General features: G+C 65.9%; 21 protein-coding genes. 15 read left to right on the top strand and 6 right to left on the bottom strand.

Going from position 1 to position 20538, the window contains the following annotated elements; genetic code table 11:
- The first annotated feature begins 8 nt into the window (after window positions 1–8).
- From fdx to B2W22_RS08555, 3 genes are all read left to right on the top strand, one after another.
- Window positions 9–350, top strand: a complete 342-nt coding sequence (gene fdx, locus B2W22_RS08565; protein WP_013394592.1) for an ISC system 2Fe-2S type ferredoxin — start codon at window positions 9–11, stop codon at window positions 348–350.
- Complete coding sequence (gene iscX / locus B2W22_RS08560; protein ID WP_175123399.1) at window positions 350–544, top strand: Fe-S cluster assembly protein IscX; 195 nt, start codon at window positions 350–352, stop codon at window positions 542–544. The genes fdx and iscX overlap by 1 nt, the downstream gene beginning before the upstream one ends.
- Before the next feature lie 139 nt (window positions 545–683).
- Window positions 684–1568, top strand: coding sequence for a methylglyoxal synthase (locus B2W22_RS08555; RefSeq protein WP_175123398.1), 885 nt, complete (start codon window positions 684–686; stop codon window positions 1566–1568).
- A gap of 3 nt (window positions 1569–1571) precedes the next feature.
- Here the strand turns inward: B2W22_RS08555 and B2W22_RS08550 are convergent, their stop codons facing one another.
- A complete protein-coding gene (locus tag B2W22_RS08550) occupies window positions 1572–2513 on the bottom strand; it encodes a LysR family transcriptional regulator (protein ID WP_286937213.1) in 942 nt (313 codons plus the stop codon).
- Between the two features lie 123 nt (window positions 2514–2636).
- Between B2W22_RS08550 and B2W22_RS08545 the strand changes: the two genes are divergently transcribed.
- From B2W22_RS08545 to B2W22_RS08535, 3 genes are read left to right on the top strand one after another with little or no spacing between them, the layout of a single operon-like run.
- Complete coding sequence (locus B2W22_RS08545) at window positions 2637–3611, top strand: Bug family tripartite tricarboxylate transporter substrate binding protein (protein ID WP_286937212.1); 975 nt, start codon at window positions 2637–2639, stop codon at window positions 3609–3611.
- A 20-nt stretch (window positions 3612–3631) separates the two neighbouring features.
- Window positions 3632–4843 carry a CaiB/BaiF CoA transferase family protein gene (locus B2W22_RS08540; protein WP_286937211.1) on the top strand — a complete coding sequence of 404 codons (1212 nt, stop codon included), beginning with the start codon at window positions 3632–3634 and terminating at the stop codon, window positions 4841–4843.
- Window positions 4840–5625 carry an enoyl-CoA hydratase/isomerase family protein gene (locus tag B2W22_RS08535; RefSeq protein ID WP_286937210.1) on the top strand — a complete coding sequence of 262 codons (786 nt, stop codon included), beginning with the start codon at window positions 4840–4842 and terminating at the stop codon, window positions 5623–5625. The genes B2W22_RS08540 and B2W22_RS08535 overlap by 4 nt, the downstream gene beginning before the upstream one ends.
- A gap of 2 nt (window positions 5626–5627) precedes the next feature.
- Here the strand turns inward: B2W22_RS08535 and B2W22_RS08530 are convergent, their stop codons facing one another.
- Complete coding sequence (locus B2W22_RS08530; protein WP_286937208.1) at window positions 5628–6431, bottom strand: enoyl-CoA hydratase/isomerase family protein; 804 nt, start codon at window positions 6429–6431, stop codon at window positions 5628–5630.
- A gap of 254 nt (window positions 6432–6685) precedes the next feature.
- Between B2W22_RS08530 and B2W22_RS08525 the strand changes: the two genes are divergently transcribed.
- From B2W22_RS08525 to B2W22_RS08490, 8 genes are all read left to right on the top strand, one after another.
- Window positions 6686–7510, top strand: coding sequence for an ABC transporter ATP-binding protein (locus B2W22_RS08525; protein WP_175123393.1), 825 nt, complete (start codon window positions 6686–6688; stop codon window positions 7508–7510).
- Window positions 7510–8388 carry a branched-chain amino acid ABC transporter permease gene (locus B2W22_RS08520; protein WP_175123392.1) on the top strand — a complete coding sequence of 293 codons (879 nt, stop codon included), beginning with the start codon at window positions 7510–7512 and terminating at the stop codon, window positions 8386–8388. The genes B2W22_RS08525 and B2W22_RS08520 overlap by 1 nt, the downstream gene beginning before the upstream one ends.
- Before the next feature lie 3 nt (window positions 8389–8391).
- Entirely contained in the window at window positions 8392–9429 is a 1038-nt protein-coding gene (locus B2W22_RS08515) for a branched-chain amino acid ABC transporter permease (protein WP_286937207.1), read from the top strand.
- 52 nt (window positions 9430–9481) lie between these two features.
- Window positions 9482–10663, top strand: coding sequence for an ABC transporter substrate-binding protein (locus B2W22_RS08510; protein ID WP_056318909.1), 1182 nt, complete (start codon window positions 9482–9484; stop codon window positions 10661–10663).
- Between the two features lie 79 nt (window positions 10664–10742).
- Entirely contained in the window at window positions 10743–11537 is a 795-nt protein-coding gene (locus B2W22_RS08505; protein WP_370647810.1) for an ABC transporter ATP-binding protein, read from the top strand.
- Window positions 11534–13378 (top strand): AMP-dependent synthetase/ligase, encoded by a 1845-nt coding sequence (locus B2W22_RS08500; RefSeq protein WP_286937203.1) that lies wholly within the window; start codon window positions 11534–11536, stop codon window positions 13376–13378. The genes B2W22_RS08505 and B2W22_RS08500 overlap by 4 nt, the downstream gene beginning before the upstream one ends.
- Window positions 13375–14523, top strand: a complete 1149-nt coding sequence (locus tag B2W22_RS08495) for a thiolase family protein (RefSeq protein WP_286937202.1) — start codon at window positions 13375–13377, stop codon at window positions 14521–14523. Before B2W22_RS08500 ends, B2W22_RS08495 begins: the two co-directional genes overlap by 4 nt.
- Before the next feature lie 6 nt (window positions 14524–14529).
- Window positions 14530–15180, top strand: coding sequence for a TetR/AcrR family transcriptional regulator (locus B2W22_RS08490; RefSeq protein ID WP_175138338.1), 651 nt, complete (start codon window positions 14530–14532; stop codon window positions 15178–15180).
- Here the strand turns inward: B2W22_RS08490 and B2W22_RS08485 are convergent.
- The 4 genes from B2W22_RS08485 to prfB form a co-directional block, all read right to left on the bottom strand.
- Window positions 15164–15484, bottom strand: a complete 321-nt coding sequence (locus B2W22_RS08485; RefSeq protein ID WP_286937198.1) for a preprotein translocase subunit TatB — start codon at window positions 15482–15484, stop codon at window positions 15164–15166. The two genes, B2W22_RS08490 and B2W22_RS08485, sit on opposite strands and share 17 nt — an antisense overlap.
- A 15-nt stretch (window positions 15485–15499) precedes the next feature.
- Window positions 15500–17023 carry a lysine--tRNA ligase gene (lysS, locus tag B2W22_RS08480; RefSeq protein ID WP_175123385.1) on the bottom strand — a complete coding sequence of 508 codons (1524 nt, stop codon included), beginning with the start codon at window positions 17021–17023 and terminating at the stop codon, window positions 15500–15502.
- A gap of 10 nt (window positions 17024–17033) precedes the next feature.
- On the bottom strand, window positions 17034–17789 hold the full coding sequence (locus B2W22_RS08475; RefSeq protein WP_286937197.1) for an SDR family oxidoreductase: 756 nt from the start codon (window positions 17787–17789) through the stop codon (window positions 17034–17036).
- A gap of 43 nt (window positions 17790–17832) precedes the next feature.
- A protein-coding gene (gene prfB, locus B2W22_RS08470; protein WP_175138336.1) for a peptide chain release factor 2 occupies window positions 17833–18937 on the bottom strand; the annotation gives its coding sequence in 2 pieces (ribosomal slippage) (window positions 17833–18855 and window positions 18857–18937; 1104 coding nt in all).
- A 254-nt stretch (window positions 18938–19191) separates the two neighbouring features.
- Between prfB and B2W22_RS08465 the strand changes: the two genes are divergently transcribed.
- On the top strand, window positions 19192–20502 hold the full coding sequence (locus B2W22_RS08465) for an MFS transporter (RefSeq protein WP_286937196.1): 1311 nt from the start codon (window positions 19192–19194) through the stop codon (window positions 20500–20502).
- The last annotated feature ends 36 nt before the right edge of the window (window positions 20503–20538 follow it).

Here is a 20538-nt window from a genome sequence, read left to right as displayed (position 1 = left end):
AAGAAGTTATGCCGAAACTGACTGTATTGCCTCATCCCGACTACTGTCCCGAAGGCGCGGTGATCGAAGATGCGCCCAAGGGCGTGTCGATCTGCCGCGTGCTGCTGGACAACCACATCGATATCGAGCACGCCTGCGAACTGTCGTGCGCCTGCACGACCTGTCATGTGGTGGTCAAACAGGGATATTCGTCGCTGGAAGACGCCACGGACGACGAGGAAGACCTGCTGGACAAGGCCTGGGGCCTGACCCCCACGTCGCGTCTGTCGTGCCAGGCGCTGGTGACCGATGCCGACCTGACGGTCGAGATTCCCAAGTACACGATCAATCACGCCAAAGAGGGCCATTGATGAAGTGGACCGACACCTACGAGATTGCGGCTGCGCTGTACGACGCGCACCCTGACGTGGACCCGAAGGTGCTGCGTTTTACGCAGTTGCGCGAATGGGTCATGGCCTTGCCGGGCTTCAGCGACGATCCCGCCCACAGCGGCGAGAAGATCCTGGAGGCCATTCAGATGGCCTGGATCGAAGAAGCCGACTGATCGTGGCTGCACAAGACGCTCCCTGTAGGGAGCGTTTTTTTTGGGCGAAGCCGCGGTCTCGCGCATGACATGCTCGCGTCGCGCGCGCCACGGTATTATCGGGGATCCGTTTGTTTGTCCTTTCCAGCCGAGTCCACCGATGCCCGCTGCCCAATTGCGTTTTGGCCTGGCCGCCAATCGTTTGCACCATGAAACCCCCGACGCTGCCCTGTTCACCTGGCTGCGTGCGTGTTCGTCCACCATCCGCGAGCTGGGCGTGCAGTTGCACACGGTGGGGCGTACCCATGATGCGATCGTGCGCGAGGGCATGCTGCAGGGTTATCCCGGTCTGATCCGTTACCCGTACGGCCGCGAGGGCGGCCTGATGAAGCTGGTGGCGCGCGTGACCGAAGGTCGTGACGGCCAGGCGCCGTTTGATGGCGCGATCTACCTGATCGATCCCGTTGACCCGTCGTCGATTTTCCCCGAAGCGCTGGCGCTCAAGCGGCAGTGCATCACGCATGGCCGTCCGTTCATTTCGACGCTGGCGGGCGCCATCGAATGGATGGAGGTCGAACGCATACACGCCGGGCTGGCGCCGGATGCATCCGTGTCGCGCCATTTCAATTTCTCGGGTCAGACGCTGGCGATGATTGCCCACGACGCGCTCAAGGACGAGATGGTGGCGTTTGCCAGCGAGCATTTCGATGTGCTGTCGCGCTTTGCCCGGCGCGTGGCCACCGGCACGACCGGCGGCCGGCTCAATGAGCTGGCGTGGTCGCGCGGCTGGCCCAAGGACACGCCGTGGGTGCATCGCTACCTGAGCGGCCCGCTGGGCGGCGATGCGCAGATTGCGGAGCTGGTGCTTGAGCACCAATGCCAGCGCGTCATCTTCTTTGAAGACCCCCACGTCGCACGCCAGCACGAGGCCGATATCCAGCTGCTGGAACGGGCGGTGCGCGTCGTCACCGAGTCCGCCACCTGCGCCACGTCGCCCACGGTCGCGCGCCGCTGGGCGCAAGCGGTCGAAAAGCGGATCGTCTGAGCGCTACGCGCGCGCCGCGGCAGGCCCCGCGTCGGTGATGATGCGGGCGACGCGGTCCGCGACGGCTGCGGCCGCCAGCGACAGCGGCAGCACATCGGAACGGCACAGGAATACCGGGCGGGTCAGACGGGGCCGGCTGATCCGCCGCAATTGCACGAGGCCGCGCTCGGCCTCCTGGCGTACGGCTTCAAACGACAGGATCGTATGGGCGACGCCGGCCTGCGCCAGCTCGATCAGCTGCGGGATGGCGTTGGCTTCGGCAATGACGCGGAATTCAACTTGTTCGCGCTGCTGATATTGATCCAGTAAGCGTCGCAGGCTGTGCGGATTGCCCGGCAGCACCAAAGGCAACGCGGACAGGGCGCGCAGGCTGATGGTCGGCAGCGCAGCCAGCTCTGATGATGCGCGTTTGCCGCGTTTTGCCAGGGGCGGTGATACGACCACCAGCTCCTCGTCGATCAGATGCTGGAAACGCAGATCGACGGACGCTTCATCGCTGAATGTCAGTCCCAGATCGGCATGGCCCGAGCTGACGAAGCCGGGGATGTAGCCCGTGCTGGACTCGATGATCTTCAAGTAGACGCCCGGCCAGTGGGCGAGGCTGAACCGCAGCAGCGGCACCGTCAGCAGCTTGGCCATGGACATCGACATGGCCAGCGACACCGTGCCACGCGGCGCGTTGAGGTCTTCGCGCACATCGGCACGCGCCGCGTCGATGCGGCCGAGGATTTCACGCGCGTGCGCCAACAGGCGCGAGCCCGCCGCGGTGGGCGTAACGCCGCGGGCGCTGCGTTGCAGCAGGACGACGCCCAGGTCTTCTTCAAGATTGCGGATCTGCAAACTGAGCGCAGGCTGGGCCACATGCAGCGCCGTGGCGGCGCGGCTGATCGAACCCGTTGACACCACCGCGACAAAGCATTGCATCGCGCGTATGGACATGGACATGAAGGATCTCAAAAAAGCGGGCCATCATTTTTTTGTTATGGCCCGCATATTTAAACGGTATTTCTAATATAGCAATCCGCTTCCGATAATGGGCGTCATCCAAGAAGAACCACAGGAGACATCATGACGCTCAACAAACTGTTTGCCGCCTGCCTCGCTTGTTCGGCGCTGTCCGCGCCCGCGTCTGCGGAAGCGTGGCCCTCCAAGCCCATCACGCTGGTGGTGCCGTTTTCAGCGGGCGGGCCAACGGATTTCATCGCGCGCCTGGTGGCCGAGCCGCTGGCGCGTGAACTGGGCCAGCAGGTCATCGTGCAGAACAAGCCGGGCGCGAGCGGCAACGTGGGCTACCAGAGCGTGCTCAATGGTCCGACCGATGGCTACACGCTGATGCACAACACGGTGGCCATGCAGGCCATCAATCCGCTGATGTATCCCAGCGCCAAGATGCATCCGCTGAAGGATTATGTGCCGGTCGGCACGACGGGCGCGATGCCGAACCTGCTGGTCGTGAACCCCGAGCGCACACCCGTCAACACGCTGGCCGAGCTGGTCGAGCGCGGGCGCAGCGCGCCGCACGGCCTGAGCTACGCGACGTTCGGTCCCGGCAGCTCGCCGCACGTGTACGGCGCGTCGCTGCAGAAGCTGGCCAATTTTCAGGCTGTGGGTGTGGCCTACAAGGGCAGCGCCAATGCCGTGACCGATGTGATCGGCGGGCAGGTCGACTTTCTGTTCGACAGCATGTCCACCAGTATCGGGCAGGTGCAAGGCGGCCGGTTGAAGGCGCTGGCCATCACGTCCGCCGAACGATCGCCGTTGCTGCCGAACGTGCCCACCTTGAAAGAGGCGGGCTATCCCAGTCTGGATTTGAAGTTCTGGTTCGCGTTGCAGACGCCCGCCGGCACGCCGGACGACGTCGTGCAGAAGCTGCGCGCCGCGGTTGCCAAGGTAGTGGCCAGCGACGCGTACCGCAAAGCGATGCAGGAGCGCGGGGCCGAGGCCTTTCAGGTGGCGCCGGCCAAGCTGGATGACTTCTTCAAGCAGGAAACCGCGCAGTGGACGCAGGCCGCGAACACCATTGGGCTGAAGGCGGAACAGTGAACACGGCAGGCGGGCATCGCATGACTCCATTGAAGAACATCACCGTCCTGGACCTGAGCAAGGTGCTGGCGGGACCGCTGTGCGGGCAGTATCTGGGCGAGCTGGGCGCGCGCGTGATCAAGGTCGAACCGGTGGGCACCGGCGACGATACGCGGGCGTGGTTGCCGCAGGATGCGGGCCAATCCGCGACTTTTCTGGCCGTCAATCACAACAAGCGCAGCCTGGCGGTGGACTTGAAGTCCGAGGCGGGGCGGGCGGTGGTGCATCGCCTGGCCGCGCAGGCCGACGTCGTGCTGCAGGGCTTTGGCGGCAAGACCGCCGCGCGGCTGGGCGTGGACTACGAGACGCTCGCTGGCATCAACCCGCGCCTCGTGTACTGCGAGATCTCGGGCTATGGGCGTGAGGGTCCGATGGGCGAGGAGCCCGGCTACGACGTCATGCTGCAAGCCTTCAGCGGCATGATCAGCACGATGGGCGATCCGGGCGGCAATTTTGCGCGTGCCAGCTTTTCGCCCGTGGATCTGGGCACCGGTTCGTTTGCGCTGAGCGGGATTCTGGCGGCGCTGCTGGAGCGCGGCCAGACGGGCAAGGGGCAGTATCTGGACGTGTCGCTGCTGGATACGTCGTTGGGCCTGATGTCCTACATGGCGCAGAACTATTGGCGCACGGGCAAGGTGCCCCGGCGCATGGGCACCGGGCATCCGGCCATGTGTCCTTACCAGGCCTTTCGCGCATCTGATGGCGATCTGATGCTGGGGGTGGGTAACGACGCGCAGTGGCGGCGTTTCTGCGCGGCGGCGGGGCTGCAGGATTATGTGGATGCGCCGGCGTTTGCGACCAATGCCGAACGTGTCCGCAACTTTGATGCGACGGTTGCCCTGGTGCAGTCGTGCATCGAGACGCGCACGGTGGCGCAATGGCTGGACGTGCTCAAGCCGGCGGGCATTGCTTGTTCCGCCATTCACACGTTGGACCAGGCGCTGGCGCATCCGCAGGTCGCGTCGCGTGAGCTGATCGTGACGAGCCAGCATCCGGTCCTGGGCGAGGTTCGCAACGTAGGCCTGCCTGTGCGCTTCGGACGGCAGCCGCGCGTCGCTGCGCGGCCCGCGCCGATGCTGGGCGAGCACAGTCGCGAGATCCTTGCGGAACTGGGCTTTGACGAATCGGAGGTCGCAACGATGTTGGCAACCGGCAGCGTGCAGCAACACGCCGCCCACGGAGATGCGATATGAGTCCCTTGCGTTATGAGGTCCGCGACGGCATTGCGGAAATTCATCTGTGCCATGCGCCCGTCAACGCGCTGGACGTGGGCGTGCTGGACGCGCTGATCGGCGCGCTGGACGAGGCAGATGCGGATCCGTCCGTGCGCGCGGTGCTGCTGGCGAGCGGTCTGCCGGGCCGATTTTGCGCGGGGCTGGATATGAAGCAGCTGCTGCAAAGCACGCCCGCGCGCGTGCGCGAGTTGTTGACGCGGCTCTACATCAAGCTGTATGACGCGCAGTTCAATCTGACCAAGCCGTCGATATCCGTCGTGTCGGGCGCGGTGCGCGGCGGCGGCATGACGGTCGCGATTTCCAGCGACATGATTGTGGCGGCCGACACCGCGACGTTCGGTTATCCGGAGATCGACGTGGGTGTGCTGCCCGCCATTCATTACGTGCATCTGCCGGCCATCGTCGGCAAGCACCGGGCGTTCGATCTGCTGTTCACCGGCCGCACCTTCGACGCGCACGAGGCGCACGCGATGGGCCTGGTGACGCGCGTGGCGCCGGAGGCCGAGCTGCTGGATCGAGCGCGCGCGCTGGCGCGGTCGCTGGCCGACAAGCCCCCGGAAGTCCTGGCGATGGGACGGCGCGCATTCGTGTACAGCAACGACAACGAGTACCGGCGCCGGGTCGCGACGGCGGTGGAGGTGTTCTGCAACGCCGCTGCCACGCCGGAGGCGCACGAAGGCTTGAGCGCCTTCGTGCAGAAGCGCGCGCCCGACTGGGCCAGCGTCGCCGAGGCGCGCTAGCGCTACTGGCCGGTGAAACGGGGAGGGCGCTTTTCGCGGAACGCCGCGACGCCCTCCGCGAAGTCCGCCCGCGCGGCCGACTGCAGAAAGCGTGCGGTCTCTTCGGCAAGCTGCGTTTCCAGCGGCGCGTGCGCGGCACTGCGCAGCAATGCCTTGGCGCCTGCAATGCCGTGCGGTGCGTGGCGGGCGAAATCCTGCGCATAAGCCTGCGCCGCAGCCGCCAGTTCACCGGCCGGCGCGGTGCGCGTGATGATGCCCCACTCCTGCGCCTCGTCAGCGGTGAACGCGTCGTGCCGCAACAGAAGATCAAGCGCGCGCTTGGGACCGGCGGCGCGGATGAGGCCATGCGTCATGCCGGCATCGGGCGTGGCGCCGAGCTTCAGGTAGGCCGTCATGAAGCGTGCGCCGGCTTCGGCGATGGCCAGATCGCAAGCCAGCACCAGCGACAGGCCCGCGCCCGCTGCCACGCCGTGCACCTGCGCGAGCCAGACCTTGTCCATGCGCGGAATGCGCGCGACGAAATCATTGAGTGGCGTGAAGAGATCCGACAGCGTGGCGCGCACCGTTTCGGTGTCGCCCGTGAACATGCTGATGTCGCCGCCCGCGCAGAAGGCCTTGCCCACGCCGCGCAACAGCACGACCTTCACGGCGTCGCGGGTTTCGAGCCACTGCGCGGCCCGCAGCAGGTCGCGGGCCATGGCGACATCGATGGCGTTGAGCGCGTCCGCGCGGTTCAGCGTCAGAGTGGCGAGGGCGCCGTCGGTCTCCAGCAACAGCGTCTGGAACTCCGGTAGTTCCTGGGTCATGGCGAGTCTCCGTTGTCGGGTAAATACCAACTGTCGATCAAAAAACCGCGATGCTATGGTCTGAACCGAGCGCTTGCTTGGTTGGGGTTTGAGCACGCTTAGCGTAACGCATAGAACGATTTTCCGGCGCTGTACTGGCGAAGGTAAAGACAGGTTCGTTGCATCACCTGCCTCGCAGGGTCGCCAGGTTCACCGTCGTAAAAAATGCCCGCCACAGGCGGCAAAAAAACTTCGCATCAAAAGCGGGGAGACAAATGGTGGATCAGTCCGACAGGCCTGCGTTGCTGGAGGCCGAGGGGGTGACGCTGGCGTTCGGCGGGGTGAAGGCGCTCACCAATGTGGGCTTTCGCGTCGCGCCCGGCTCCATCACCACGGTCATCGGCCCGAACGGCGCCGGCAAGACCTCGCTGTTCAACACGATCTCCGGGTTCTACAAACCGGCCGCCGGACGCATCCGCTTCGAGGGCCGCGACATCACGCGCGTGCATGCGCCGGAACGCGCCAGGCTTGGGCTGGCGCGCAGCTTCCAGAACATTGCGTTGTTCCGCGGCATGACGGTGCTGGACAACATCAAGCTGGGCCGCCACGCGCATCTGCGCACCAACGTGCTGGATGCGCTGTTCTACCTGGGCCGCGCGCGCCGCGAGGAAATGGCGCTGCGGGCTGACATCGAAGAACGCATCATCGACTTCCTGGAGATCGACCATATCCGCCACGCGCCGGTCGCGGCGCTGTCGTACGGGTTGCAAAAGCGGGTGGAGCTGGCGCGGGCGCTGGCGATGCAGCCGAAGGTGCTGATGCTGGACGAGCCGGTTGCCGGCATGAACCGCGAAGAGACGGACGACATGGCGCGCTTCATCCTGGATGCGCGCTCTGAATGGGGCGTGACCGTGCTGATGGTGGAGCACGACATGGGCATGGTGATGGACCTGTCGGATCACGTCGTGGTGCTGAACTTTGGGCAGGTGATCGCCCATGGCACGCCGGCAGAGGTGCAGGCCAATCCCGAGGTCATCAAGGCGTATCTGGGCGCGGGCGACGTGGGCGATCTGCGCCGGCGGTTGCGGGAGGCAGCCTGATGGACTGGCTGTTCCTGCTGGAGGTGTCGCTGGCCGGGCTGGGCAGCGGCGGCCTGTATGCCCTGGCCGCGCTGGCGTTCGTGATCGTGTACAAGGCGACCCGCGTGGTCAACATCGCCATCGGCGAGTTCCTGATGCTGGGCGCCTACGTGTTCTACGCGTTTGCGACGGGCATGGAGTGGCCGATCTGGCTGGCCATCGTCGGCGCGGTCGTCGTGTCCGGCGCGCTGGGCGCCGTTGTCGAGCGCCTGACGATACGGCCGATGCTGGGCGAATCGCCGATCTCCGTCTTCATGATCACTGTGGGCCTCGCGTCGATTCTGGTCGGCGCGGTCGAACTCATCTGGACGGCCGATCAGCGGCGCCTGCCGGAGTTCATGCCGCGCGCGCCCGTCATGGTGGGCGAGGCGTTCGTGGCGCCCAAAGTGTTCTACGGCTTCTGGGTGGCGGTGGTGCTGGCGCTGCTGGTGCTGGTGGTGTTCCGCTACTGGCGCGGCGGCGTGGCCCTGCGCGCGACCGCGTCGGATCAGGGCGCGGCGTATGCGATGGGCATCAACGTGCCGCGCGTGTTTTCGCTGGCGTGGGTGACGGCGGGCGCCATTGCCGCGGTGTCAGGCGTGATCGTGGGCGCGATCGGCGGCATTTCGTCGTCGATGGGCGTGTTCGGGCTGTCGGTGCTGGTGGTCGTGATCGTGGGCGGTTTGGACAGCGTTGCCGGCGCGCTGGTTGGCGGCATCTTCATCGGCCTGCTGGAAGCGTGGGCCGGCGCGTATCTGGGGGGCGAGTACAAGCTGCTGGCCACGTTCGTTGTGCTGGTGGTCGTGCTGATGGCCAGGCCCTATGGCTTGTTCGGCACCCGTGAAATCGAGAGGCTTTGATCCATGCGCATCGCGACCGCCAAGCAGACTTACCTGGCCGACGAGGCGCTTGTCGACACGCGCACGCAGCGCGTGTGGCTGGCGCTGCTGGCGGCCTCGCTGGTGCTGTTTCCCTTTGTGGCGAACGCCTATTGGCTGTATCTGGCGTGCCTGGTCGCCATCAACATCGCCAGCGCGACGGGGCTGAACATCCTGACCGGCTACACCGGGCTGGTCAGCCTGGGGCAGGCGGCTTTCATGGGCCTGGGCGCGTACACCGTGGGGGTGATGGAGCTGCACCTGGGCACGCCGGTTCTCGTCAACCTGCTGGCCGGCGGCATCGTGGCAATGCTGGGCGGGCTGCTGGTCGGCATACCCTCGTTGCGGGTGAAAGGACTGTACCTGGCGATTTCCACGATCGCCGCGTCCTTCATCGCGCATTTCATCTTTGCAAACTGGCAATTCACCGGCGGCACAAGCGGCCTGCAGGTGCCGCCGGCGCGCGTCCTGGGCATGGACCTGGACACCTCGTTCAAGATCTACTGGCTGATCGTGCCGGTGACCGTGCTGATGGTGCTGGGCGCGGCCAATCTGTTCCGCACGCGCATCGGCCGGGCGTTCATCGCGATCCGCGACCGCGACATTTCCGCCGAGGTGCTGGGCATCCGGCTCTTGCGCTACAAGCTGCTGTCCTTCGGACTGTCTTCGTTCTACGCCGGCGTGGCGGGCGGTTTGTGGGCGTACTTTTTCCGCGTGGTCACGCCCGAGAGCTTTCCGCTCATCATGTCGATCTTCTTTCTGGCGGCCATCATCGTGGGCGGCATGGGCTCGATTCTGGGATCCATCCTGGGCGCCATCTTCATGACGATGGTGCCCGAGTTCCTGAAGCTGGTTGTCGGCTGGCTGCCGGTGGGCGGCGACGCACTGCGGCTGATATCGCCGGTGCGCACCATTGTTTTCGGCCTGCTGATCGTGGGCTTCCTGATCTTCGAGCCGCACGGGCTCGCGGAAATCTGGCGGCGCGTGCGCCGATTCTTTCACCTATGGCCATTTCGCACGTAGCGCGATGCGTGCGGCGTGACGGCGGCCATCTATAAGACCCAGGAGACAAACCATGAAGCGCATCCGGATAGGCAGCGGTTTATCGAGATTGTTGGCCCCGTTGGGCCTGGCGGCAGCACTGGCGGCGGCGCCCGCCGCGCAGGCGGCCGAGGATCTGGTGCTGGGCGGCTCGATCCCGCTGAGCGGCGTGTTCGCCTTTGCGGGGCAGGGCATCCACGCCGGGATCACGGATTACGTGAAGATCATCAACGACCAGGGCGGCATCAAGGGCCGCAAGCTGCGTTACGTGCCGGAGGACACCGCGTACAAGGTGGACGCGTCAGTGGCGGCGTTCAAGAAGATCACCAGCCAGAACAAGGTCAATTTCTATTACGGCGATTCGACGGGCTTTTCCAAGACCATCAACGCCGAGCTGAACCGAACGGGCGACATCCTGATGACGGGCGCGTCGTTTGCGACCGAACTGAATGACCCGGCCAAGTATCCCGCCCAGTTCATGCTGGGGCCGGATTACACCGAGATGTTCGGCATCCTGCTGCGCTACATCGCCAAGGAGCAGCCGGGCGCCAAGGTGGCGTTTGTGTATTCGGACACGGAGTTCGGCCGCGACCCGATTGCCAGTTCGCGTGCGGTGGCCGAGAAGCTGGGCCTGAAGGTGGCGACCGAAATCATGACGCCGCCGGGCAGCGTGGACGTGTCGACAGAAGTCATCAAGCTGCGCCGCGCGGATCCGGACTTCACCATCTTCCATGGCTACGTGCTGGCGCCGATTCCCGAGTTCGTGGGGCAGGGCAAGCGCATGGGGCTGAAGACGCGCTACATGGGCACATTCTGGACGATGGACAACTCGACCGTGATGCAGATGGGGGAGGATGCCGAGGGCTTCATGGGTGTGATGCCGTACCGCTATTACTACGACCAGGCGGCCGACGCGCCGATGCTCAAGAAGATCCGCGAGATGCGGCCGCAGTACCAGAGCACGGGCTACATGCAGGGCTTTCTGGCCGCCATGCTGTTCTCCGAGGTCGCCAAGCGTACGCTGGATGCCGGCAAGGAACTGACCGCGGCCAACATGAAGGCGTCGCTGGATGGCATCAAGGACTTCGATACGGGCGGGCTGATCGGCGTGCCGATCACCATCAAGGGCAACTCGATACCCGTGGGCCGGATCTATCGCGCGGACGTCAAGCAGAAGCAGATGGTGCCGGCGTCCGACTGGATCGTGCTCAAGTGAGGCTGCCGTGAATCCGGGACATGACGCGCGGGGACCAGAGGTGCGAGCGGGCGTGACCGCCGCGGCGCCGCCCAAGGCGGTGCTCGACATCAACAACATCGAGGTCGTCTACAACAAGGCGGTGCAGGTGCTGCGCGGCTTGTCCCTGTCGGTGCCGGCCGGCAGCATCGTGGCGCTCCTGGGCAGCAACGGGGCCGGCAAATCGACCACGCTCAAGGCCGTGTCGGGACTGCTGGACCTGGAGGACGGCGAGCTGGTGCGGGGCCACATCGTGTTCGGCGGCGGCGATACGGCGGGCATCAAGCCGCAGAACCTGGTGCGATCGGGCCTGGCGCACGTGATGGAAGGGCGGCGCGTGTTCGAGGACCTGACGGTGGAAGAGAACCTGGTGGCGGCCACCTATGCGCTGACCGGACGGAAGGCGGCACGCGCGGATTTCGATCTGGTCTATGGCTATTTCCCGCGGCTGTTCGAGCGGCGGCGCGGGCTGGCGGGTTATCTGTCCGGCGGCGAGCAGCAGATGCTGGCGATCGGCCGCGCGCTGATCGCCCAGCCCACGCTGATGCTGCTGGACGAGCCGTCGCTGGGTCTGTCGCCGATGCTGGTCGAAAGCATCTTTTCGATCATCGCGCGCATCAATAGCGAACAGGGGGTGTCGATGCTGCTGGTGGAGCAGAACGCGTCCGTGGCGCTGGCAGTGGCGCATTACGGCTACATCATGGAGACCGGCAAGGTGGTGATCGACGGTTCCGCGGACAAGCTGGCGGCGGATCCCGATGTGCGCGAGTTCTATCTGGGCATCGGCGGCTCGGGAGAGGCCCGGGGTTTTCGGGACATCAAGCATTACAAGCGCCGCAAGCGCTGGCTGTCATGAAGGACGCGCATACCGATCCGGGCGACTGGCCGCCGCTGACGCTGCCGCAGATGCTGCGCGAGCAGGCGCGCCGTCAGCCGTCCGCCGTCGCGATCCGGCAAAAGGACTTCGGCATCTGGAAGCCCATGACGTGGGATCAGTACTGGCAGCGCGCCTGCCACGTCGGCCTGGGACTGCGCGCGCTGGGGCTTAGCGTGGGCGGGCGGGTTGCCATCGTCTCGGACAACCGGGTGGAATGGCTGCTGACGCAGATGGGCGCCTGCGCGGCGGGCGGCGTGGCGGTGGGCGTCTATTCCACCAGCCCGGCCGAGGAAATGGGCTACGTGCTGGCGCATGCGGATGTCGAACTGGTGGTGTGCGAGGACCAGGAGCAGACGGACAAGGTGCTGCAGGTGGCGGACAGGCTGCCCCATCTGCGCCGCATTGTGGTGATCGAGACCAAGGGGTTGCGTTCGTATTCCGACGCGGATCGGGCGCGCATCGTGACCTTTGCCGAGGTCGAGGCCGATGGCGGCCAGCGCGAGGCGGTGGAACTGACCGCGCTGAACACGATGCTGGACGGACAGCAACTGGACGACACCGGGTTGATGATCTACACGTCTGGATCGACCGGCAAGCCGAAGGGCGCGATGCTGAGCTATCGCAACATGCGCGGCGTGGCGCCCGGCATTGCCGATCGCCTGTCGATGGATGCGTCCAGCGTGCACCTGTCGTACCTGCCGCTGTGTCACGTCGCCGAGCAGATGTTGTCCACGTTCGTGCCCATCTATTTGGGCTCGCAGGTGAATTTTGGCGAGTCGCTGCGCACCGTGCAGGAAGACCTGCGCGAAGTCGCGCCGACGATTTTCCTGGGTGTGCCGCGCATCTGGGAAAAGCTGCACGCCGCAATTTCGATCAAGATGCAGGAGGCCGGCGCGGTGCAGCGGTGGCTGTACGGCCGCGCGCTGGCGCAATGCGCGCCGTTCCTGGAAAAGTCTCCCGCGCAGTACAGGCTGGGCGAGCGGCTGACGCACTGGCTGTGGTATTGGCTGGTGCTGCGCGCCTTGCAGAACTTCATCGGGCTGCGGCGCGTGCGGGTGGCGATGACGGGCGCGGCGCCGATCCCGCCGGACGTGGTGCGCTACTTTCGCACGCTGGGTGTGCCGCTGGTCGAGGTGTACGGCCTGACGGAGTCGACCGGGATGATCTTTGGCCAGCATCCGGACCGCGTGAAGGTGGGCACGGTGGGCGAGCCGATCCTCGGCGTGGAATGGCGCATCGGTGAGGCCGGTGAACTCCTGGTGCGCGGCGACATGGTGTTCCAGGGTTATTACAAGAACCCTGAAGCGACGGCCGACACTGTGCGCGACGGCTGGTTGCACACGGGAGATGTCGTGGCCGAGGAGGCCGGGCGCGTGCGCATCGTGGACCGGCTCAAGGACATCATGATCACCGCGGGCGGCAAGAACCTGACGCCGTCCGAAATCGAGAACGCGGTCAAGGGCAGCCCGTACGTCAAGGAATGCATCGTCATCGCCGACGGCAGGAAGTACGTGTCCGCGCTGATCCAGCTGGAGTTCGACACGGTGGGCAAATGGGCCGAATCGCGGCGCATCGCATTCACGCATTTCCGGTCGCTGGCCGAATGCCCGCAAGTGCGCGAGCTGGTGCAGCAGGAGGTCGCGCGCGCCAACGCCGGGTTGGCGCCGGTCTCGCAGATCAAGCGTTTCCATCTGCTGACCAAGGAACTGGACCACGACGACGGCGAGGTGACGGCGACGATGAAGGTGCGGCGCGCCAGCATCTACCGCGCTTACGCCAACGAAATCGAAATGCTCTACGTTGAGGAGACGACGGCATGAACCAAGCCGTGATCCTGGAAGCCGTGCGCACGCCGTTCGGGCGGCGCGGCGGATGGTGGGCGCAGACGCGGCCGGACGCGCTGCTGGCCGAGACTGTGCAGGGACTGCTGGCGCGCGCGGCGCTGCCGGGCGACAAGGTTGAGGACCTGATCGCCGGATGCGTCAGCCAGGCGGGGGAGCAAGGCGCCAACATCGGGCGGCTGGCGGCCATGCTGGCCGGGCTGCCGGAGAGCGTGCCGGGCGTAGCGCTCAACCGGATGTGCGGGTCCAGCCAGCAGGCCGTGCATTTCGGTGCGCAGGCCATCGCCGCGGGCGACATGCGCTACGTGGTCGCGGGCGGCGTCGAGAGTATGAGCCGCGTGCCCATGTTCCTGGACGTGACGCTGGGCCAGACGGAATTCCGCGGCTTTGAATCGCTGAACCCGGCGCTGCTGGCGCGGTATCCGCTGATCCATCAGATAGAGAGCGCGGAGCGCATCGCCAGCCATTGGGGGCTGTCGCAGGCCGAGATGGATCAGTGGGCGCGGGAGAGCCACGCGCGGGCCTGGGCGGCTGCCAGCGCCGGCCTGCACGCGGAGCTGCTGCCCGGCACGCCGGCGCTGCGCGACGAGGGCATCCGCGAGACCACGGACGCGGTCCGCATGGCGGCCATGGCGCCGGCGTTGCGGCCGCCGGGTCAGGGGGGCGTCACCGCGGCCAATGCGAGCCAGCTCGCCGACGGCGCAGCGGCGGTGCTGCTGGCTGACAAGGATACGGCCCTGGCCGATGGCTTGCGGCCGCGGGCGCGATTCCTGGCGCGTGTCGTGGTGGGGTCGGATCCCGTGATGCAGCTGACGGGTGTGATCCCGGCGGCGCGGCAGGCGCTGTCGCGCGCGGGCCTGGCGCTGGAGGACATCGACTGGATCGAGATCAACGAGGCCTTTGCGAGCGTGGTGCTGGCCTGGCAGCGCGAAATGGGCGCCGACCTGGCGCGTGTGAATCCGTGGGGCGGCGCGATCGCGCATGGCCATCCGCTGGGCGCCACGGGCGCGGGTTTGATGGCCAAGATGCTGGCGGGACTGGAGGCGACCGAAGGCGAGCTGGGCATGCAGCTTATGTGCATCGGCCACGGCATGGCGACCGCGACCATCATCCAGAGGGTTTGACACGCCATGGACAAGACCGGGACCGCCGCGCCGCGGGACGATGGCGCGGAGACCGAGCGGCGGCGGGAACTGGTCCTGGCCGCCGGCCGGCTTTTCAGCAAGCATGGCTACGAGCGCACGACGGTGCGCGAACTGGCCAAGGCCGTGGGGCTGCAATCGGGCAGCCTGTTCCATCACTTTCGCAGCAAGGAGGAAATCCTGGTCGCCGTCATGAACAACGGCATCCAGGAAGTGATCGACCTGGGCGGCAAGGCGCTGGCCAGCTATGTTGAGCCGGAGGACCGCTTGGCGGCGCTGTTTCGCGTGCACATGTGGAGCATGCTGCACGGCGCGGGCGGGGACGCGATGAACGCACTGGTGTACGAATGGCGCAGCCTGTCCGCGCCCAGCCAGGCGGCCGTGAAGGGGCTGAGCGATCGCTACGAGGCGATGTGGCAGTCGGTGGTCGCGGGGGCGGTGGAGGCGGGATTGCTGCAGGGGGACGCACGCGTCATCAAGCGATGCGTGCTGGGCGCAATGAACTTGACGGTGCAGTGGTACAAGCCGGGCGGCCGGCTGGCGCCCGCCGCGTTCATCGACGCCATGCTGCAGGCGTCATTGCCGGCGTTGCCGGCGGGTGCGGGCAGGTGGCCCGTGGACCCTAACCCCGCCGCTTGAGGAATGCGCCGACGGCGCAGGCCACCGACAAGGCCAGCAGCGAGGCCGCAACCGGCAGCAGGAAATCGGCTTCGCCGTGATACCCGCCGCCGGTGACGCCGCCTGCCACGCCGCCCATCCAGAGCAAGGCGGTCAGGATGGCGGCGATGAGCGAGATGGCGGTGGCGACGCACAGCACGATGAATACCGGCCGCCGCGCGGGGACGGCGCGATAGGGCGCGCCGGGCTCGATGCGGCGGGGTTGCTTGATCCAGTAGACCAGCCCCGCCACGACCAGCAGCAGCATCAGGATCTTGAAGATCATGATGCGCTCCGGGGATCAGTCTTCACGGCGCAGGTGCGGGAAGAGGATGACGTCGCGGATGCTGGGGCTGTCGGTCAGCAGCATGACCAGGCGGTCGATGCCGATACCGCAGCCGCCCGTCGGAGGCATGCCGTATTCCAGGGCGCGGATGTAGTCCGCGTCGTAAAACATGGCCTCTTCGTCGCCGGCGTCCTTGGCTTCGACCTGCGAGCGGAAGCGTTCGGCCTGGTCTTCGGGGTCGTTCAACTCCGAGAAGCCGTTGGCGATTTCGCGGCCGGTCATGAAGAGTTCGAAGCGCTCGGTGATGCCTTCGCGGGTATCGGAGGCGCGCGCCAGCGGCGAGACTTCGACCGGGTAGTCGATGATGTAGGTGGGGTTCCAGAGCTTGGCTTCGGCGGTCTCTTCGAACAGCGCCAGTTGCAGCGCGCCCAGGCCGGCGCGCGACAGCACGGGGCCGTCGGCGTCCGCGCCCAGCTTCTTCAGTTCGGCGCGTACGAACGCCGGGTCATCCAGCTGGGCCTGCGTGTAGCCGTCGGCGTACTTGAGGATGGCTTCGCAGATGGTCAGGCGGTCGAAGGGCTTGGACAGGTCCAGCTCGCGTTCCTGGTAGGTCAGGACGGCGCTGCCGCTGGCCGAGATGGCGGCCTGGCGGATCAGTTCTTCGGTGAAGTCCATGAGCCAGCGGTAGTCCGCGAAGGCTGCGTAGAACTCCATCATCGTGAATTCGGGGTTGTGACGCGGGCTGACGCCTTCGTTGCGGAAGTTGCGGTTGACTTCGAACACGCGTTCAAAGCCGCCGACGATCAGGCGCTTGAGGTAGAGCTCGGGCGCGATGCGCAGGAACATTTCCATGTCCAGCGCGTTGTGGTGCGTGACGAAGGGCTTGGCCGCCGCGCCGCCCGGGATCGGGTGCAGCATGGGCGTTTCGACTTCGAGGAAGCCCGCGTTCAGCATGAACTGGCGGATGCTGCCCACGGCCTTGCTGCGCGCTTCAAACGTGCGGCGCGTGGCGTCGGTCATGATGAGGTCGACGTAGCGCTGGCGATAGCGCAATTCCTGGTCGGCGACGCCGTGGAACTTGTCGGGCAGCGGACGCAGCGACTTGGACAGGAGGCGCGCGGACGCGGCGTGCACCGAGAGTTCGCCCTTGTTGGTCTTGAAGACCGACCCTTCGATCGCGATGATGTCGCCGATGTCCCATTGCTTGAACGCGGCGTAGACGTCTTCGCCGAGCGTGCCGCGGTCCAGGTAGATCTGGATGCGGCCAGTGCTGTCCTGCAGCGTGGCGAAGCTGGCCTTGCCCATGACGCGCTTGAGCATCATGCGGCCGGCGACCTTGACGGTGACGGCGGCGGCGGCCAGGGCTTCCTGCTCCTCGCCGTCGTACTTGTCATGCAGGGCCGCGGCGCGGGCGTCCGGGACGAAATCGTTGGGGTACGCGACCCCGGTTTCGCGCAGTTTGGCCAGCTTGGCGCGCCGTTCGGCGATCAAGCGGTTTTCATCCTGGGCGGGAGCCGGAGTGGTCGAGTGGTCGGTCATGGTCGGGGGATCAGTCGTAATTGCGGATGTCGTCGATTTCGGTCGTGCCGAAATCTTCGCGATCCAGGTAGGCGAGGATGCGGGAGGCAACGCTGGCGGGCGAGGACAGCTTGCCGGTGGCATGGAAGTCCTGGAACTTGGCCAGCGCAGGGAAGCTTTCGACGGAGCTGGCGCGGATGGCAGCCTGCATGTCGGTGTCGACGATGCCGGGGGCCAGCGCGACGATGCGCGCGCCGTCGGCGCCTTGTTCCTGCTTGACGACGCGGGCGTGCATGTCGAGGGCGGCCTTGGTGGCGCAGTACACGCCCCAGCCCGCGTTCGGGTTGCGGCCCGCGCCGGAGGAGATGTTCAGCACGCGGCGGTCGGCCTTGATGTCGGCGACGGCGGCGAGGAAGCGCGCCGTGAGCAGCATGACGGCGGTGACGTTCAGGTTGAAGGCGGCGGTGATGGCCGCGCCGTCGGTGAGTTCGTCGGTGCGCGCCACGGGATGCACCGTGCCCGCGTTGTTGATCAGCAGATAGCGCTTGGCGTCGCCCGGGAGCGCGGCGCAGATGCGTTCAGCCGCGGATTCGGCCGCTTTCAGGTCCGAGAGGTCCACGGACAGTTGTTCCAGCTGCACATCCTGCGAGCGCGCGTGGGCGGCGAGCTCGGGGTCTTCGCGGCGCGCCAGCGTGATGAGGCGGGTGCCGGGTTTGACCAGGCCGCGCGCCATGGCGGCGCCGATGCCGCGCGAAGCGCCGGTGAGAATTGCAATGGTGTCGGACATTCGTGGACCTCTGGGTGCGTGAAAGCGGGAAGAATCGCGGAACTTAGACGTTTTGCTTCAGGCTGGCCTGGATGAAGGGATCCAGGTCGCCGTCCAGCACCTTCTGCGTGTTGGAGATTTCGACGTTCGTGCGCAGGTCCTTGATGCGGCTTTGGTCCAGCACGTACGAACGGATCTGATGGCCCCAGCCCACGTCGGTCTTGGAGTCTTCCAGCTTCTGCTGCTCGGCCATGCGGTTGCGCATTTCCAGTTCGTAGAGCTTGGACTTCAGCATCTGCATGGCTTCGGCGCGGTTGCGGTGCTGCGAACGGTCGTTCTGGCACTGCACGACGATGCCGGTGGGGATGTGCGTCAGACGCACGGCCGAGTCGGTCTTGTTGATGTGCTGGCCGCCCGCGCCCGAGGCGCGGTAGGTGTCGACGCGCAGGTCGGCGGGGTTCACTTCGACTTCGAAGGAATCGTCGACTTCCGGGTACACGAAAACGCTGGCGAACGACGTGTGGCGGCCGCCCGACGAGTCGAAGGGGCTCTTGCGGACCAGGCGGTGCACGCCGGTTTCGGTGCGCAGGTAGCCGAAGGCGTAGTCGCCTTCGATCTTGATCGTGGCCGACTTGATGCCCGCGACTTCACCGTCGGATTCTTCAAGGATCTCGGCCTTGAAGCCCTTGCGTTCGGCGTACTTGAGGTACTGGCGCAGCAGCATCGACGCCCAGTCCTGCGCTTCCGTGCCGCCCGCGCCCGCCTGGATGTCCAGGAAGCAGTTCAGGGGATCGGCCGGATTGGAGAACATGCGGCGGAATTCCAGGGCTTCGAGCTTTTCCTGGAAGGCGTTGGCGTCCAGTTCGATCGCTTCGAGGGTGTCGCCGTCATCGTCGGCGGCGGCCATTTCGAAGAGTTCCTGGGAATCGGCCACGCCGGCGCCCAGGCTCGTCAGTGTTTCCACCACGTCCTCGAGCGATTTCTTTTCACGGCCCAGGTCCTGGGCGTGCTTGGGGTCGTTCCAGACGGCCGGGTCTTCGAGTTCGGCGTTTACGACCTGGAGGCGTTCAGCTTTGGCATCGTAGTCAAAGATACCTCCGTAGAGCCTGTTCGCGCTCCGCGTAGTCGGCGAGGCGGGCTGCGAGCTGGTTCTGACGTTCGGCTTCCATGATTGATCCTGTGATGACTTTTGTGCGAAACCTGGCATTTTACCGTGGTTGGACCGACTGCGCGGGCGCACGGCGGCAGACAGGGGACGGGCCCGATTTCGGCCGCCCGGCGGCGCGGTTCCAAGTTGTTCAGTTTTTTGTCAACCCGACGGCTCTAGCCTTGGCGGGTGGCTGCGATGTCCCCGTTTGGGACCGCCGACCCCGAAAACGCCGGCCCCGCGCCGGCCTATCCCGCCAGAGGAATGGAGACAGAGATGGAAAACACGATGACCCCCGGGGTCTCGCCGGCGCTTGACGCCAGCGAAGAGGACCGGATCTACCGCAAGGTGGGCTGGCGGCTGGTGCCGCTGTTGGTGGTCTGCTATGTGGTGGCGTACCTGGACCGCGTCAACGTGGGGTTCGCCAAGCTGCAGATGTTGCAGGAATTGCAGTTCAGCGAGACGGTGTACGGGCTGGGCGCCGGGATCTTCTTCATCGGCTATTTCATCTTCGAGATTCCCAGCAACATCATCCTGCACAAGGTGGGGGCGCGGATCTGGATCGCCCGGATCATGATCACGTGGGGCATCATTTCGGCCTGCATGATGTTCGTGACCAGCGTGCATATGTTCTATCTGCTGCGCTTTCTGCTGGGCGCGGCCGAGGCCGGGTTCTTTCCCGGCATCATCCTGTACCTGACTTACTGGTATCCGGCCGCCCGGCGCGGCCGCATCACGACGTTCTTCATGACCGCGGTGCCCATGTCCGGCCTGATCGGCGGCCCGATCTCGGGATGGATCATGGCGACCTTTCACGGTGACCACGGCCTGTCGGGCTGGCAATGGCTGTTCCTGCTGGAGGGGATTCCGTCGGTGGTGATCGGCGTGCTGGTGCTGATCTATCTGGACGACCGCATCAACAAGGCCAAGTGGCTGACGGCCAATGAAAAGGCCGTCTTGATCCGCAATATCGCGGCCGAGGAACAGCAGAAGGAGGATCCGCCGATCCGCGCCGCGCTGACCAAGCCACGCGTGTGGGCGATGGCGCTGATCTATTTTTCGTTCGTGATGGGCCTGTACGGCGTGGGGTTCTGGATGCCGAGCCTCATCAAGAACACCGGGGTGCAGAGTCCGCTGGCGATTGGCCTGCTGACGGCGGTGCCCAACCTGTTCGCCGTGATCGGCATGATCCTGATCTCGCGCAATTCCGACCGGCAGCGCGAGCGCCGCTGGCACGTGGCCTTGCCGGCGATGTTCGGCGCGGTGGGGCTGTTCCTGTCGGCGGTGTGGAGCGGTAACACCGTGCTGGCGATTCTGGCGCTGACGGTGGCCAACATCGGCATCTGCACGGTGCTGCCGCTGTTCTGGAGCCTGCCGACGGCGCTCCTGGGCGGCACGGCCGCCGCCGCGGGGATCGCGCTGATCAATTCGGTGGGGAACCTGGCCGGCTTTGTCAGCCCGTATCTGGTGGGCTGGCTGAAGGATATGACCGGGACCACGAACACCGGGCTGTACATGCTGGCCGGCTGCCTGGTGGTGGGTGCGCTGGTGGCGCTGGCGCAGCCGGCGAAGCTGGTGAACAAATAAGACCGCTGGCGGACGGTGTCTTATGGGTGTCAGACA

The sequence above is a fragment of the Achromobacter sp. UBA4530 genome, from assembly GCF_002388205.1.
Taxonomy (GTDB): Bacteria; Pseudomonadota; Gammaproteobacteria; order Burkholderiales; family Burkholderiaceae_B; genus Achromobacter; species Achromobacter animicus.
The sequence above is the reverse complement of the archived record's forward strand: the minus strand, read 5'-3'. Positions and strand labels throughout refer to the sequence as shown.

Bases quoted from the DNA above. Each gene is read 5' to 3' on its own strand.
- B2W22_RS08495 (WP_286937202.1), top strand. From the start codon at position 13,375: ATGAACCAAGCCGTGATCCTGGAAGCCGTGCGCACGCCGTTCGGGCGG.
- lysS (WP_175123385.1), bottom strand. From the start codon at position 17,023: ATGACCGACCACTCGACCACTCCGGCTCCCGCCCAGGATGAAAACCGC.
- B2W22_RS08485 (WP_286937198.1), bottom strand. From the start codon at position 15,484: ATGATCTTCAAGATCCTGATGCTGCTGCTGGTCGTGGCGGGGCTGGTC.
- B2W22_RS08555 (WP_175123398.1), top strand. From the start codon at position 684: ATGCCCGCTGCCCAATTGCGTTTTGGCCTGGCCGCCAATCGTTTGCAC.
- B2W22_RS08535 (WP_286937210.1), top strand. From the start codon at position 4,840: ATGAGTCCCTTGCGTTATGAGGTCCGCGACGGCATTGCGGAAATTCAT.
- B2W22_RS08510 (WP_056318909.1), top strand. From the start codon at position 9,482: ATGAAGCGCATCCGGATAGGCAGCGGTTTATCGAGATTGTTGGCCCCG.
- B2W22_RS08550 (WP_286937213.1), bottom strand. From the start codon at position 2,513: ATGTCCATGTCCATACGCGCGATGCAATGCTTTGTCGCGGTGGTGTCA.
- B2W22_RS08520 (WP_175123392.1), top strand. From the start codon at position 7,510: ATGGACTGGCTGTTCCTGCTGGAGGTGTCGCTGGCCGGGCTGGGCAGC.
- B2W22_RS08490 (WP_175138338.1), top strand. From the start codon at position 14,530: ATGGACAAGACCGGGACCGCCGCGCCGCGGGACGATGGCGCGGAGACC.
- fdx (WP_013394592.1), top strand. From the start codon at position 9: ATGCCGAAACTGACTGTATTGCCTCATCCCGACTACTGTCCCGAAGGC.
- B2W22_RS08500 (WP_286937203.1), top strand. From the start codon at position 11,534: ATGAAGGACGCGCATACCGATCCGGGCGACTGGCCGCCGCTGACGCTG.
- B2W22_RS08515 (WP_286937207.1), top strand. From the start codon at position 8,392: ATGCGCATCGCGACCGCCAAGCAGACTTACCTGGCCGACGAGGCGCTT.
- B2W22_RS08545 (WP_286937212.1), top strand. From the start codon at position 2,637: ATGACGCTCAACAAACTGTTTGCCGCCTGCCTCGCTTGTTCGGCGCTG.
- B2W22_RS08530 (WP_286937208.1), bottom strand. From the start codon at position 6,431: ATGACCCAGGAACTACCGGAGTTCCAGACGCTGTTGCTGGAGACCGAC.
- B2W22_RS08475 (WP_286937197.1), bottom strand. From the start codon at position 17,789: ATGTCCGACACCATTGCAATTCTCACCGGCGCTTCGCGCGGCATCGGC.
- B2W22_RS08540 (WP_286937211.1), top strand. From the start codon at position 3,632: ATGACTCCATTGAAGAACATCACCGTCCTGGACCTGAGCAAGGTGCTG.
- B2W22_RS08465 (WP_286937196.1), top strand. From the start codon at position 19,192: ATGGAAAACACGATGACCCCCGGGGTCTCGCCGGCGCTTGACGCCAGC.
- iscX (WP_175123399.1), top strand. From the start codon at position 350: ATGAAGTGGACCGACACCTACGAGATTGCGGCTGCGCTGTACGACGCG.
- B2W22_RS08525 (WP_175123393.1), top strand. From the start codon at position 6,686: ATGGTGGATCAGTCCGACAGGCCTGCGTTGCTGGAGGCCGAGGGGGTG.